Raw genomic sequence first — 13,202 nt, 5'->3', positions numbered from 1 at the left:
GTCCTTGTGAGACCAGCACGTCGACCTGACGCAGCTTACTCACGATCTCCTCAGGCTTGGGTCGTTGGGCCATCGGTTCCGTCCTCTGTCGGCTCAAAAGCCATACTTCAGGGCGGACCACTTCAAAGGGGGACGATCAGGCAAGCTCGAGCGTTTGGTCGCAGATCTGACGCTGGACCGCTCGATGCTGCAGGATGTCCTCAAGCGAAAGTGGTAAGGTTCGCCGTGAGGTCGCCGGCCATCTGCAGGTGGCCTACGACATCAGCGAGCGTCGGGCCTGTCAGGCCACCGGCGTCAGTCGTTCGTCCCAACGCTATACCAAGCGCTCTGACCCGCAGGTCGCGCTACGGATGCGGCTGAAGGAGTTGGCTGCCGCCCGGGTGCGCTACGGCTACCGGCGGCTGCACCTCCTGTTGCGACGGGAGGGCTGAGCCGTGAACCACAAGCGAACCGACCGGTCCGGATTTTGACCGTCGTCGATTGCCACACGCGAGAGGCACTCTCACTCACGCCGAGAGCCAACTTCCGCGCCTTCCAGGTGACCGAGGCGCTGGACGCCTTGGTCAGGCTGCGAGGTCGACCGAAAAGCCTGCGGGTCGACAAGGGGCCGGCGTTCGCCTGCCGCATGCTCGACCAGTGGGCTTACCTGAACGGGGTCGAGATCGACTTCTCACGACCGGGCAAGCCAACCGCCAACGCCTACATCGAGTCGTTCAACGGCCGCCTCCGAGCGGAATGCCTGAACGCCTCGTGGTTCCTGTCGCTGGCCGATGCCCGCGAGCGCATCGAGGACTGGAGGTGCCATGACAACGACGATCGATCCCACACGGCCCTGGGCGGCTTGACGCCCCGAGCCTTCACCAACCAAACTGTCACAGCCCGGGAACTTGCATAGGCCGTGGACCACAAACGGGGTCAACTCCAGGCCCACCGTGCACTAACTTCAACCTTGGACCACCCTGTGGGGGCCGATCAGGTGGCATGACCGAACTCGGAGATGCCGAATTCACCGACGCGCAGACGTGCGCCATCAGCCGGCACAAAAACGCACGAACCCTGCCCCGCTACGTGAAAAGGACTCAGCGCCAGATCATCGCCGGAACGCGAAAGCGCCGTCTCACCCGAACAAATCGAGGGGATTTGTCGGAATCAGCAGCCGCCTGCTTATCGGAATGCTCAATAACAAAGCGAGCCAAGTCATTGTAATGCTTGGCGACCCCGGTTGGGCTCGAACCAACGACCTGCCGCTTAGAAGGCGGCTGCTCTATCCAGCTGAGCTACGGAGTCTCGGGTGCCAGCGCCCTCAAAAGCCATGGGCTTGCCCGAGGGTCAAGCGTCTGGCTGCCGGGACCCGGTCGGCCCTCGCCGTCAGCCGTCCGGATCGAGCGGCTGACGCCGTGGCATCCCGGGCCTTCCGTCGCCCCGGGGCGACAGGGCGGGGTTGCGGCGCGGGGCGGATCCGGACAGGTCGGGGCGCGGTTCATGCCCGGGCGTCGCGCCCGCACAGGAGTCCGAGGTTGCCTGGCCCGAATCCCTCCGTATCGCGCCCCGGGCGTACCCGGCGCCGCCGGGTCGCCGCCCGGGGCAGCCTCGCACGGCCGGGGGCGGACCTGACGCGCCTGCCCACCGGCCTCGATCTGCGCAACATCCGGCTCGTCGAGGGCGTGCGCGCCGCCTTCGCGTTCGGCGTCGTCATCCTGATCAACATCTGGGTGCAGTGGCCGCCGTTGCTCACCATGGCGCTGGCGGCCAACCTCGCCTGCTTCTGCGACACCGGCGGGCCGATGCGGGTGCGCCTGCGCGTGCTCACCGCGTTCTCGCTGCTCGGCGGCCTGCTCTGGGCCGGTCTGGGCCTGCTGCAGCCCCTGGGATTGCCGGTGGTGGTGCCAGTCTCCTGCGCGCTGATCTTCGCCTGCTCCTACGTTCGGGTCTGGAGCGTGCAAGCGCAAGCGGCCGGCAACGTGCTGGTGGTCGTGCTGTGCATCGCCCTCGACCGGCCGCTCACCCTGGAGCAGGCCGGGATCGTGGCGCTGATGTTCGCGGCCGGCGGGCTCTGGGCGACGCTGCTGGCCCTGGTGATTTGGCGCCTGCACCCGTACCGGCCGGCGCACCGGGCGGTGGCCGAGGTCTGGCACGGCCTGGCGCGGCTCTGCGGCGACCTCGAACGGCTCGTCGCCCTGCCCGATCCCGACGCGGACGCGTTCGACGGGCATGCGCGGGGCCATCGGCGGGGCGTGCGCGCGAGCATCGAGACCGCCCGGGTCATGATCCTCGATCTCGCCCGCTCCCGCGAGCGCGTCTCCGAGCGCACCGCCCAGGCGCTGCTGCGGCTCGAAAGCGCCGAGCAGATCTTCTCCGCGCTGATCGCCGTGGCGGAGCTGATAGAGAGCCGGCCGTCCCCGAGCCGGCGGGCCCTGACAAAAACCTTCCTGCGGCGCCTGCGGCCGCTCCTCGTGACCATCGCCCGGGCGATCCGCGACGATGCCAGCCTGGATCTCGGCCGGCTGGAACACTCCATCACCCGGGCGGCGGAGGGCCTGTCGGAGGACGCGACCCTGGCCCGGCTGGCCGAGCGGATCGTCGGGCGGGTGCGGATCGGCGCCAAGCTCTCGACGCCCGAGGGCTACCGGCCGGGCGGCACCCTGACGGACGGGCGCAACCTCGACCGCTGGACCCGCTATGTCGAGCCGTTGCGGCAGAACTTGACCCTGGCCTCGCCGAACCTCCGGCACGCCCTGCGGGCCACCGCAGTCGCGGCGCCGGCGCTCGCCGCGACCCTGACCTATGCCGGCGCGTTCACCCACTGGCTGGTGATGACCGTGGTGCTGACCATGCAGCCGTTCTACGCGGCGACCTGGCAGCGGGCGCTGGAGCGGATCGGCGGCACGGTGCTGGGCGGGATCGCAGGCGCGGTGCTGGCCTATTACGCCACGACCCCGCTGGTCGAGGCTGGACTGATCCTGGTGCTCAGCGTGGTCGGGTTCGCGGCGCGCCAGATCTCCTACGGCTTCTTCATCACCTGCCTGACGCCGCTGGTGGTGCTGCTGGTCGAATTGCTGGAGCCCGGCCACAGCTCCTGGGAGATCGTCGGCATGCGCGCCGGCTTCACGGTGCTGGGCGGGCTGATCGCGGTGGCGAGCTGCCTGGTGCTCTGGCCGATCTGGGAGCCGGACCAGGTCCGCCAGGAATTGCGGCGGGCGCTCAAGACCCACGCCGACTTCGCCGGGGCGGTGCTGCTTGCCGCCGCCGGGGAGGCCCGGGAGGCCGCGGTCTCGGCCCGAGCCCGGGAAGCCGGCCTCGCCCTCAACGACCTGGAGGCGGCCCTATCGCGCGCCCTGCAGCAGCCCCGGGCCGGCCGCCACCCGGAGGTGGAGTCCGCCATGGTGGCCGACGCGACCCTGCGCCGGATCAGTGCCCGGCTCACGGTGCTGCGCCACGCCCCCGAGGCGGCCGCCCCGGAGGCGGAAGCCTGGCGGGCCTGGATCGCCGCCACCCTGGCGGCCCTCGGTGAGGACCATCCGCTGCCGGAGCGGCCCGACCTCGACCGAGGGCAGTCGCTCGCGCGTCTGGTGAGCCAGGTCGACCTGCTGAGCGGAACGTTGCGCCCCGGCGAGCTGCGCGCGATCGATGGCACGGGGCCGGAGGCCGACGCCGTCGCGCGGGACGGTCGGACCGTCCCGGCGACCTGACGCGCGAGCCGGCCGCCGGTCTCAGTACCGCGGCAGGGCGTTGGCCGGGCCGCCGGCATGCGGGCCGGCATAGCGGTAGGCGGAGGCCCGCGTCGTCTGGGTCCGATCCTGCTGCAGGACGCCGGCATTCCCGATCCAGCCCGAATAGGCCGAGGCCGGGTAGGGCGAATGCTTCGAGTCCATTCCCTGCGCGAGGGCCGGCGTGGCAGCGGCGGCAAACAGGGCGGCGGCGGCGAGCATACGGATGGTCATGATGATCTCCTCTTGTCTGCGTCTGACTTCGACGGGAAGTCATTCGGTCAACCGTGTCGGGTGAGGAAGATCGTCGGTGCGGCGGTCTTGATCGCTCGGGCTTTGCTTGGCCGAATGTGACCTCTCAACGAGGATCGTCTGCCCGTGGTTCGACCGATGCTGTGCGCTGGCGCACGGTCGGCGCATGTCCGGCCTCGAATGCCTGATGCCCGTGACCGGACAGGTGGGGCCAGCGGCGCGATCGCGCGGATGCCGGCGCGGGGATGCGTCGCGCGGGGAAGCGTGCCACAGACCGCCGCGAAAAGAATGCCCCATGAACAAGATCGCGCCAGGGACTCTGCCATGCGGTTGATCGTCGGCCTCGGAAATCCGGGTTCGCGCTACGCGAACAACCGGCACAATATCGGCTTCCTGGCCATCGATGCGATCGCCCGCCAGCACCGGGCGAGCCCGTTCCGGCACCGGTTCCAGGGCGAGGCCGCCGAGGTGGTGCTGGGCACCGAGCGGGCGATCCTGCTCAAGCCCTCGACCTTCATGAATGAGTCCGGGCGCTCGGTCTCGGAGGCGCAGCGCTTCTACAAGATCTCCTTGAGCGACGTGATCGTTCTGCACGACGAGCTCGACCTTGCCCCGGCCAAGCTCCGGGTGAAGCTCGGCGGCGGCAATGCCGGGCATAACGGACTGCGCTCGATCACCGCCCAATGCGGCAACGAGTATCGCCGGGTGCGGCTCGGCATCGGCCATCCCGGCGACAAGGCGATGGTGCATGCCTACGTGCTCAACGATTTTGGCAAGGCCGAGCTGCCCTGGGTCGAGGATCTCTGCCACGCGGTGGCCGACCACGTCGCGCTGCTGGCGGCGGGCGAGGATGCGAGCTTCCAGAACAAGGTCCACCTCGCCATGGCCGGCCGGGGCTGGGACGAGGTGAAGACGCTGGGTTCCAAAAATTGACACGGAAACACGAGAACACGATATAGCCCAGGGAGGCTGCGATGAAGAACGTCACCGTGACGATGGACGAGGATCTGCTTCGGCGCGCCCGCGTAGCAGCGGCGCACGAAGGGAAGAGCCTGTCGCGGTTCGTGGCTGAGACGGTGGAACAGCGTGTCGGTCGCCCCATCTCGCAGAGCGAAGCTTTGGCGCAGTTCCTGGCCGGACCGCCGCTTCACGTTCTGGACGAGAATGGTCGCGCGCCGTCGCGCGACCAGCTTTACGATGAGTGAGCACAGGCTCGGGGTCCCGCGCGTCTTCATCGATTCGAACGTCCTCCTCTATGCCCGTGACGACCGCTTCCCCGAGAAGCAGGAGCGGGCTCGACTCTGGCTGGCGACGCTGTCCGCGCGAAACACGGCTGTGGTCAGCCCGCAAGTTCTAGGCGAGATTCACAACACCCTCCTGCGGGGCCGGATTCGCGTCGCGGCCGACGAGGTGCGGCGGACGACCCTGGCGATCGAAACATGGTCGCACGGCGCGACGGACCTTGAGCTGATCGCAAGCGCATGGTCTCTGCGCGCTCAGACCGGCTTCCAGTGGTGGGACTGCGTCATCCTCGGCTCTGCGATCCGTGCGGGATGTCGCTACCTTCTCTCGGAAGACTTTCAACACGGCCGCGAGGTCGAGGGCATTACGATCGTGGACCCATTCCAGGCAGGTCCTGAAACGATCATGGCGGACCATTAGGACGGATCATGGGCTTCAAATGCGGCATCGTCGGCCTGCCGAACGTCGGCAAGTCGACCCTGTTCAACGCGCTGACGCAGACGGCGGCCGCCCAGGCGGCGAATTACCCGTTCTGCACCATCGAGCCGAATGTCGGCGAGGTGGCGGTGCCGGATCCGCGCCTGGACGACCTCGTCCGGATCGCCAGTTCGAAGGAAAAAATCCCGACGCGGCTGACCTTCGTGGACATTGCCGGGCTGGTGCGCGGCGCCTCCAAGGGCGAGGGCCTGGGCAACCAGTTCCTGGCCAACATCCGTGAGGTCGACGCCATCGCCCACGTGGTCCGGTGCTTCACCGACGGCGACGTCACCCATGTCGAGGGCAAGGTCGACCCGGCGGCCGATATCGAGACCATCGAGACCGAGTTGATGCTCGCCGATCTCGACAGCCTGGAGCGCCGGGCCGTCGCCCTGGAGAAGAAGGCCAAGGGCGCCGACAAGGAGGCCAAGGAGAGCCTCGACCTCGTCAACCGCGCCCTGCCGCTACTGCGCGAGGGCAAGCCGGCGCGGCTGGTCGAGCGCAAGCCGGACGAGGAAAAACTGTTCCAGTCCCTCGGGCTGATGACCGCCAAGCCGGTGCTCTACGTCTGCAACGTCGACGAGAGTGATGCCGACAAAGGCAACGCCTACTCGGATGCGGTGTTCGCCCGGGCCAAGGCGGAAGGCGCCATCGCGGTGGTGGTCTCGGCCAAGATCGAGAGCGAGATCGCCGTGATGCCCGAAGCCGACCAGGCCGAGTTCCTGGAGGCGGTGGGTCTGACCGAGCCCGGCCTCAACCGGGTGATCCGCGCCGGCTACGACCTGCTCGGCCTCGTGACCTACTTCACGGTCGGCCCCAAGGAGGCCCGGGCCTGGACGATCACCAAGGGCACCCGCGCCCCGGGCGCCGCCGGCGTGATCCACTCGGATTTCGAGAAGGGCTTCATCCGCGCCGAGACCATCGCGTTCAAGGACTACACCACGCTCGGCGGCGAATCCGGCGCCCGGGATGCCGGCAAGCTGCGGCTCGAGGGCAAGGACTACGTGGTGCAGGACGGCGACGTGCTGCATTTCCGCTTCGCCAACTGAGCCCCTCCCCCCTGACGCACTGGACGAGGCTGCCATGCCGGACCCCGCGGTCGAGGATTTTTCCGTCGGCGACGTCATCGTCGGCGAGCCCCTGACGGTCAGCCGCGACGCCATCGTGGGCTTCGCGCGGGCGTTCGACTTCCAGCCGTTCCACCTCGACGAGGCGGCCGCGGAGCCGACCTTCGTAGGCCGGCTGATCGCGTCGGGCTGGCATACGGCCGCGCTGGGGATGCGGCTGCTCCAGAAGGGGCCGTTCCAGGGCGGTTCGTCGCTCGGCGCGCCCGGGATCGACGAGTTGCGCTGGCTGGCGCCAGTGCTGCCCGGGGATGCCCTGATGCTGACCTTCCGGGTCGTGGGGATGCGGGACTCGGCCTCGAAGCCGGGGCTCGGCTTCGTGACCGCGGAAGTCGCTCTCAGCAACCAGCATGGCGCGACGGTGCTGACCCAGCGCTTCACCTTCATGCTGGCCCGCCGCGGCACCGATCCGCTGCCGCCGCGCCCCGTGGAGACCGGCGAGCCGGAGCCGGTGACGGAGCCGGACGATGCCGAGATCCTGCCGTTCCTGCGCGATGCCGAGATCGGCTTGGTCCGCGATCTCGGCGCCTACCCGTTCAGCGCCGCGGCGATCGTGGCCTTCGCCGAGGCCTACGATCCGCAGGCGTTCCATCTCGACGAGGCCGCGGCCCGGCGCAGCCATTTCGGCGGCCTCTGCGCCTCCGGCTGGCACACCGCCGCCGCCTACATGAACCGGCTGCTCACCACCCGCGCCCGCGACGCCGCCTACACGGCCACCCGCGGCCCCGTCCCGGAATCCGGCCCCTCCCCGGGCTTCAAGAATTTGCGCTGGCTCAAGCCGGTCTACGCGGGCGACACGGTCCGGTTCAGCACCCGCCTCACCGACAAGCGCGCCTCAGCCTCCCGCCCCGGCTGGGGCCTGGCCTTTGCCCGCAACACCGGAGTGAACCAGCGCGGCGAGCCGGTCTTTTCGTTCGACAGCGCGGTGTTCCACCGTTGGGAGTCGTGAGGCGCAGCGGTTCCCGCCCCCGTGCGTTGTCGCGACGGACACGGACGGGATCCCGCGCACATGTATCAGAAGAAGCTCGGCAACACGGGGCTGTTCGTCTCGGAACTCTGCCTCGGCACGATGACCTTTGGCGGCGGTGGCGGGATGTGGCGCCAGATCGGCGCTCTCGATCAGACGGAAGCCGGGCGTCTCGTCGGGCGGGCGATCGATGCCGGCATCAACTTCATCGACACGGCCGATGTCTACGCGGAGGGCCTTTCTGAAGAGATCACCGGCCAGGCCTTGCGCGACCTCAAGGTCCCGCGTGACAGCGTCGTCGTCGCCACCAAGGGCTACGGGCCGATGGGAACGGGCGCCAACGCCCGCGGCGCCTCACGCCTGCACCTGATCGACGCCTGCAAGGCGAGCCTGAAGCGGCTGCAGCTCGACCATATCGACCTTTATCAGGTCCATGGGTTCGACCCGGCAACCCCGATCGAGGAGACGATGCGGGCCCTCGACATCCTCGTGCAACACGGCCACGTCCGTTATGTCGGCGTCTCGAACTGGGCGGCGTGGCAGATCGTCAAAGCGCTCGGGATCAGCGAGCGGGCCGGTCTCGCCCGCTTCGAGACGCTGCAGGCGTATTACTCGATCGCCGGTCGCGACCTGGAGCGGGAGATCGTCCCGATGCTGCGCTCCGAGAACCTCGGCCTGCTGGTCTGGAGCCCCCTGGCAGGCGGCCTGCTGAGCGGCAAGTATTCCGGCGGAACGGGAGAAGGCCGGCGCTCGAGCTTCGATTTCCCGCCGGTCGACCGGCCCCGTGCGGATTCCTGCATCGACGCGATGCGGGCCGTCGCGGAAGGGCGGGGCGTTTCGGTGGCTCAGGTGGCGCTCGCCTGGCTGCTGCACCGCAAGGCGGTGACCAGCGCCATCGTGGGTGCCAAACGCCTCGATCAGCTCGAGGACAACATTGCTGCGACGAAGCTCGACCTGACCGCAGAGGAACTCGATACCCTGGATGCGGTGAGTGTTCTACCGGCCGAGTATCCGGGTTGGATGTTCGAGCGCCAGAACGCCCGGGCTCAGCAGCTCGCCGAGTCCGGCCGGCCCGGCGCGCGATGAGGCGGCTTCCGCCGCCGTCCGGCGCTCATCGTGCGCGTGATACGGCAGCTCCGACCGAGTTCTGGCATCATTCCGGCCGATCCTGCTAAGGTGTTGTGGGAGATCGGCCCATGACGGATCTACTGGACAAGGCGGTGGCGGCCGTTCGTCGGATGTCCGCCGCCGAACAGGACACCATCGCCCAGGCCATGCTCAGCCTGGCGCAGATTGCCGAGCCACTCGACGTCGAGCCGGAGCACAGGGCCGCCGTCACGGCCGGCCTGGAGCAGGCTGATCGCGGCGCGTTCGTAGAGGGTGAGACGACCGAGATCATCGCGGCGGCCTTCGCACGGGTGCGCGATGCGCCATGAGGCTACGCCTCACTCCGCAAGCCCAATCCGATGTGGAAGCGATCGCAGCCTATCTGGAGGCTCGCAACCCGCGCGGCGCACGACATGTCGAGACGGCCATCCAGGCCGCGCTCGTGCTCATCGGCCGCTATCCCGAGATCGGCCCAATGGGGAGTCGCCGTGTCCGTCGTTTCGCCCTGCCCCGCTATCCGTATCTGATCTTCTACCGTCTGGACGCATCGGCGGATGCCATCGCGATCCTCGCGATCCGGCATGCGTCCAGGAAGCCGGGCGGCCTGTCCTAGAGCACGACACGACAGCAGCCCGCCCCGTGTTGATGGTCAAGATGACGGGCTGAGCCACGCGGGGCCTTCCGGCCTCCCCTCACGCCGCCTTCCGGCGCTCCGGGTAAGCCCGTACAGCCCCTCTTCGCTGGCAACGCAGATGCCGCGCTCGGTGATGATCCCGGTTACCAGCCGGGCCGGCGTCACGTCGAAGGCCGGGTTGGCCACAGGGCTGCCGGGGGAGACCACCTCGATCGTGGCGAAGCCGCCGTCAGGGAGCCGGCCGGTCATGTGGGTGACCTCGCGGCCGTCGCGCTCCTCGATCGGGATCTCCTTGACGCCGTCGTTCAGCGTCCAGTCGATGGTCGAGAACGGCAGGGCGGCGTAGAACGGCACGCGGTTGTCGTGGGCCGCCAGCGCCTTCAGGTAGGTGCCGATCTTGTTGCAGACGTCGCCCGCCGCCGTGGTCCGGTCCGAGCCGACGATGCACAGATCGACCCCGCCATGCTGCATCAGGTGGCCGCCGGCATTGTCGGCGATCACCGTGTGCGGCACGCCGTGGCCGTGGAGCTCGAAGGCGGTGAGCGCCGCGCCCTGGCTGCGCGGCCGGGTCTCGTCCACCAGCACGTGCACCGGCACGCCGCGCTCGTGGGCGGCGTAGATCGGCGCCAGCGCGGTGCCCCAATCCACCGTGGCGAGCCAGCCGGCGTTGCAATGGGTCAGCACCGTGACCGGCCGCCCGCCGTTCGCTTTGTGCAGGTCGGCGATGATCTGGCCGCCATGGGTGCCGATCGCGCGGCAGCTCGCGACATCCTCCTCGGCGATGCGGCCGGCCTCCGCGAAGGCGCGCACGAAGCGCTCGGCCGGCTGGATCTGCCGCAGGTTGCCGGCGACCCGGTCGAGCGCCCAGCGCAGGTTGATCGCCGTCGGGCGGGTCGCGGCGAGCACCGCCACCGCCCGGTCGATCCCCTCTATCGAGGGATCGGCCCGCATGGCCAGCGCCAGCCCGTAGGCCGCGGTGACGCCGATCAGCGGCGCGCCGCGCACGATCATGGTGCGGATCGCCAGCGCGGCGTCGTCCAGCGTGGCGAGCCGCTTCAGCTCGAACGCGAAGGGCAGGCGGGTCTGGTCGATCACCTGGACGCTGGTGCCCTCCGGGTCCGGGAAGATCGTGCGATAGGGCTGGCCGTCGATGTTCATGGCGGTTTCTGTGCCATAGCGGGGCGGTTTTTGCACCACCTTGCGCCAAGTCCCGCCCGCACCGAGCCCGCCCGCGCCGGGTCCCGTGCGATCCCGGGGGGCGCCGGGTCAGGCTTCCTCAACCTTAGCAGGTCGTTAAGACCGGCATGACTAGCCTCGGGCGAGAGTCCCCCGTTCGCGTCCGGTCCCGCATGCGCTCGCTTCGCCGTCCCGCGTCGCCCTACGACACCTACGTCGACAGCGTTCGCCCCTTTCTGGGCAAGCGCCTGACGGAGCTCGGAGGGCTCGTCCTGTTCACCGGCGCGGTCGCGCTGACCGTGGCGCTCGCCACGTGGTCGATCGACGACCCGAGCCTCAACCACGCCACCGACCACCCGGCCCACAACGTGCTCGGCCAGCCGGGCGCGGTCGTGGCCGATCTCGCCATGCAGATCCTGGGGCTCGGCGCCCTCGCCTTCGTGCTGCCGCCCGTGCTCTGGGGCGTGCGGCTGATGCGCGAGCGCGACCTGCCGCAGGGCGGCATGCGCCTGGCGCTCTGGATCATCGGCTTCTGCGCGGCGAGCGCGTTGGCGAGCGCCCTGCCGCCCACCGCCCGCTGGCCGCTCCCCACCGGGCTCGGCGGCGTCGCCGGGGACGGCCTGCTGTCGATGGCCCGGGTGATCGTCGGGGCGGTGTCCTCGGCGGCGGCCCATCTCGTCGGCTTCGTCTATGCCGCGGTGGCGATCCTCAGCCTCACCGGCGCCTGCCGGTTCGGCGCCGTCGAGGAGGACTCCTTCCACGACGAGCCCTATCCCGTCCGGCATCAGCCCGCCCACGGCGGCCGCGCCTCCTCCGGCCGGGACGAGCGCGAGGATGCCGATGAGCCGAGCCTCGGCCTCGTGGGCGTCGGCGCCCTCGCCCAGGGCCTGATGCGGATGCGCGTCGCCCTGGCGCGGCGGATCGAGACCTGGCGGACCGGCCGGGTCGAACCGTTCGACAGCGCCTCGCCGGCGCTGGCGGCCCGGCGCGCCTTCACGGATGCGGACCTGCCCTGGGCCGAGCACCTGCCCGAACCCCTCCAGCACCCGGGCGCGGAGCGGCGTGAGCCGGTCTTCGACGCACCGGACGAGCCGGCCGCCGCCCCCGTCCGCCGCGCCGCCCTGCCCCCGGAAGACGACGAGCCGGACGCGTTCGAGGCCCCTTCCCGCGAGGCCCCTTCCCGCGAGGCCCCGCCCCGGCCGGCGGCGCCGCGCGCCCCGGAGCCGACCGCCTCGCGGGTCGCCCCGCCGCCCACCGCGCCGATCCCGGCCCGCCGGGCGCCCGCGCCGCAGATGCGGCCCGAGGATTACGCCCTGCCGGCCCTCGACCTGCTGGCGCCGCCGCGCGGTCCCTCGCCGGCGAGCCAGGTCTCGGCCGACGCCCTGGAGCAGAACGCGACCCTGCTCGAAGCGACGCTCGGCGATTTCGGCGTGCGCGGCGACATCCTGGCGGTACGCCCCGGCCCGGTCGTGACCCTCTACGAGCTGGAGCCGGCGCCCGGCACCAAGTCCAGCCGCGTGATCGCGCTCGCCGACGACATCGCGCGCTCGATGTCGGCGGTCTCGGCACGCGTGGCGGTTGTCCCCGGCCGCAACGCCATCGGCATCGAATTGCCGAACGCCAAGCGCGAAACGGTATTCTTGCGCGAGCTCCTGGCCTCCACGGACTTCGCCGAGAGCAAGCACAGGCTCGCCCTGTGCCTCGGCAAGAACATCGGCGGTGAGCCGATCATCGCCGACCTCGCCCGGATGCCGCACCTGCTGGTCGCCGGCACCACCGGCTCGGGCAAGTCCGTGGCGATCAACACCATGATCCTCAGCCTGCTCTACCGGCTCAAGCCGGAAGAGTGCCGCCTGATCATGGTCGATCCAAAAATGCTGGAGCTGTCGGTCTATGACGGCATCCCGCACCTGCTCTCCCCCGTCGTCACGGACCCGAAGAAGGCGGTCATCGCCCTCAAATGGGCGGTGCGCGAGATGGAGGAGCGCTACAAGAAGATGTCCAAGATCGCGGTGCGCAACATCGACGGCTACAACGCCCGCGTGGCGGAGGCCGCCGCCCGCGGCGAGGTGCTGACCCGGACCGTGCAGACCGGCTTCGACCGGCAGACCGGCGAGGCGATCTACGAGGACGAGGCCATGGACCTCGCCCCCCTCCCCTACATCGTGATCGTGGTCGACGAGATGGCCGACCTGATGATGGTGGCGGGCAAGGATATCGAGGGGGCGATCCAGCGGCTCGCCCAGATGGCCCGCGCGGCCGGCATCCACCTGATCATGGCGACCCAGCGCCCGTCGGTGGACGTGATCACCGGGACGATCAAGGCGAACTTCCCGACCCGCATCAGCTTCCAGGTCACCAGCAAGATCGACAGCCGGACCATTCTCGGCGAGATGGGCGCGGAGCAGCTGCTCGGTCAGGGCGACATGCTGTTCATGGCCGGCGGCGGGCGTACCACGCGCGTGCACGGGCCGTTCTGCTCGGACAGCGAGGTCGAGAGCGTGGTCGCCCACCTG

The 13,202-nt window shown here is 69.8% G+C and carries 11 protein-coding genes, 1 tRNA gene and 2 pseudogenes; 11 read left to right on the top strand and 3 right to left on the bottom strand.

Annotated features, from left to right (window positions below):
- Positions 1-136 precede the first annotated feature (136 nt).
- A pseudogene (locus MKL09_RS01115) lies at positions 137-895 on the top strand (integrase core domain-containing protein); the annotation flags it as partial.
- Between the two features lie 315 nt (positions 896-1,210).
- On the opposite strand, the gene MKL09_RS01110 reads toward MKL09_RS01115, so the two are convergent.
- A tRNA-Arg gene (locus tag MKL09_RS01110) sits at positions 1,211-1,287 on the bottom strand.
- 230 nt (positions 1,288-1,517) lie between these two features.
- Here MKL09_RS01110 and MKL09_RS01105 point away from each other — a divergent pair.
- Positions 1,518-3,689 carry an FUSC family protein gene (locus tag MKL09_RS01105; RefSeq protein WP_244017160.1) on the top strand — a complete coding sequence of 724 codons (2,172 nt, stop codon included), beginning with the start codon at positions 1,518-1,520 and terminating at the stop codon, positions 3,687-3,689.
- 21 nt (positions 3,690-3,710) lie between these two features.
- On the opposite strand, the gene MKL09_RS01100 is transcribed toward MKL09_RS01105, so the two are convergent.
- Positions 3,711-3,941, bottom strand: a complete 231-nt coding sequence (locus tag MKL09_RS01100) for a hypothetical protein (protein ID WP_244017158.1) — start codon at positions 3,939-3,941, stop codon at positions 3,711-3,713.
- A 342-nt stretch (positions 3,942-4,283) separates the two neighbouring features.
- On the opposite strand from MKL09_RS01100, the gene pth reads away from it, so the two are divergent.
- The 8 genes from pth to MKL09_RS01060 all read left to right on the top strand — a co-directional run bounded on the left by pth (position 4,284) and on the right by MKL09_RS01060 (position 9,489).
- The gene (pth, locus tag MKL09_RS01095; protein ID WP_244017156.1) at positions 4,284-4,892 is read left to right on the top strand and encodes an aminoacyl-tRNA hydrolase; all 609 of its coding nucleotides are present in this window, start codon (positions 4,284-4,286) and stop codon (positions 4,890-4,892) included.
- A 41-nt stretch (positions 4,893-4,933) separates the two neighbouring features.
- Complete coding sequence (locus tag MKL09_RS01090; RefSeq protein ID WP_091865283.1) at positions 4,934-5,164, top strand: hypothetical protein; 231 nt, start codon at positions 4,934-4,936, stop codon at positions 5,162-5,164.
- A complete protein-coding gene (locus tag MKL09_RS01085; protein WP_244017154.1) occupies positions 5,157-5,621 on the top strand; it encodes a PIN domain-containing protein in 465 nt (154 codons plus the stop codon). Before MKL09_RS01090 ends, MKL09_RS01085 begins: the two co-directional genes overlap by 8 nt.
- An 8-nt stretch (positions 5,622-5,629) precedes the next feature.
- Complete coding sequence (gene ychF, locus MKL09_RS01080) at positions 5,630-6,727, top strand: redox-regulated ATPase YchF (protein ID WP_244017152.1); 1,098 nt, start codon at positions 5,630-5,632, stop codon at positions 6,725-6,727.
- Between the two features lie 34 nt (positions 6,728-6,761).
- Entirely contained in the window at positions 6,762-7,751 is a 990-nt protein-coding gene (locus MKL09_RS01075; RefSeq protein ID WP_244017150.1) for a MaoC/PaaZ C-terminal domain-containing protein, read from the top strand.
- 60 nt (positions 7,752-7,811) lie between these two features.
- The gene (locus tag MKL09_RS01070) at positions 7,812-8,855 is read left to right on the top strand and encodes an aldo/keto reductase (RefSeq protein ID WP_244017148.1); all 1,044 of its coding nucleotides are present in this window, start codon (positions 7,812-7,814) and stop codon (positions 8,853-8,855) included.
- Positions 8,856-8,965: 110 nt separating this feature from the next.
- Positions 8,966-9,205, top strand: a complete 240-nt coding sequence (locus MKL09_RS01065) for an acetyltransferase (protein ID WP_092045358.1) — start codon at positions 8,966-8,968, stop codon at positions 9,203-9,205.
- The gene (locus MKL09_RS01060; RefSeq protein ID WP_244017146.1) at positions 9,202-9,489 is read left to right on the top strand and encodes a type II toxin-antitoxin system RelE/ParE family toxin; all 288 of its coding nucleotides are present in this window, start codon (positions 9,202-9,204) and stop codon (positions 9,487-9,489) included. The genes MKL09_RS01065 and MKL09_RS01060 overlap by 4 nt, the downstream gene beginning before the upstream one ends.
- 79 nt (positions 9,490-9,568) lie before the next feature.
- On the opposite strand, the pseudogene mtnA reads toward MKL09_RS01060, so the two are convergent.
- Positions 9,569-10,668, bottom strand: a pseudogene (gene mtnA / locus MKL09_RS01055) (S-methyl-5-thioribose-1-phosphate isomerase).
- A 191-nt stretch (positions 10,669-10,859) separates the two neighbouring features.
- On the opposite strand from mtnA, the gene MKL09_RS01050 reads away from it, so the two are divergent.
- The coding region (locus MKL09_RS01050) for a DNA translocase FtsK (protein ID WP_244017144.1) at positions 10,860-13,202 on the top strand (2,343 nt) is incomplete at its 3' end.

Source organism: Methylobacterium sp. J-048, assembly GCF_022829515.1.
Classification (GTDB): Bacteria; Pseudomonadota; Alphaproteobacteria; order Rhizobiales; family Beijerinckiaceae; genus Methylobacterium.
This window is presented reverse-complemented; position numbering and strand designations above follow the sequence as displayed.

Excerpts from the sequence above, each read along its gene's own strand:
- MKL09_RS01100 (WP_244017158.1), bottom strand. The coding sequence starts at position 3,941 with ATGACCATCCGTATGCTCGCCGCCGCCGCCCTGTTTGCCGCCGCTGCC.
- pth (WP_244017156.1), top strand. The coding sequence starts at position 4,284 with ATGCGGTTGATCGTCGGCCTCGGAAATCCGGGTTCGCGCTACGCGAAC.
- MKL09_RS01090 (WP_091865283.1), top strand. The coding sequence starts at position 4,934 with ATGAAGAACGTCACCGTGACGATGGACGAGGATCTGCTTCGGCGCGCC.
- MKL09_RS01085 (WP_244017154.1), top strand. The coding sequence starts at position 5,157 with ATGAGTGAGCACAGGCTCGGGGTCCCGCGCGTCTTCATCGATTCGAAC.
- ychF (WP_244017152.1), top strand. The coding sequence starts at position 5,630 with ATGGGCTTCAAATGCGGCATCGTCGGCCTGCCGAACGTCGGCAAGTCG.
- MKL09_RS01075 (WP_244017150.1), top strand. The coding sequence starts at position 6,762 with ATGCCGGACCCCGCGGTCGAGGATTTTTCCGTCGGCGACGTCATCGTC.
- MKL09_RS01070 (WP_244017148.1), top strand. The coding sequence starts at position 7,812 with ATGTATCAGAAGAAGCTCGGCAACACGGGGCTGTTCGTCTCGGAACTC.
- MKL09_RS01065 (WP_092045358.1), top strand. The coding sequence starts at position 8,966 with ATGACGGATCTACTGGACAAGGCGGTGGCGGCCGTTCGTCGGATGTCC.
- MKL09_RS01060 (WP_244017146.1), top strand. The coding sequence starts at position 9,202 with ATGAGGCTACGCCTCACTCCGCAAGCCCAATCCGATGTGGAAGCGATC.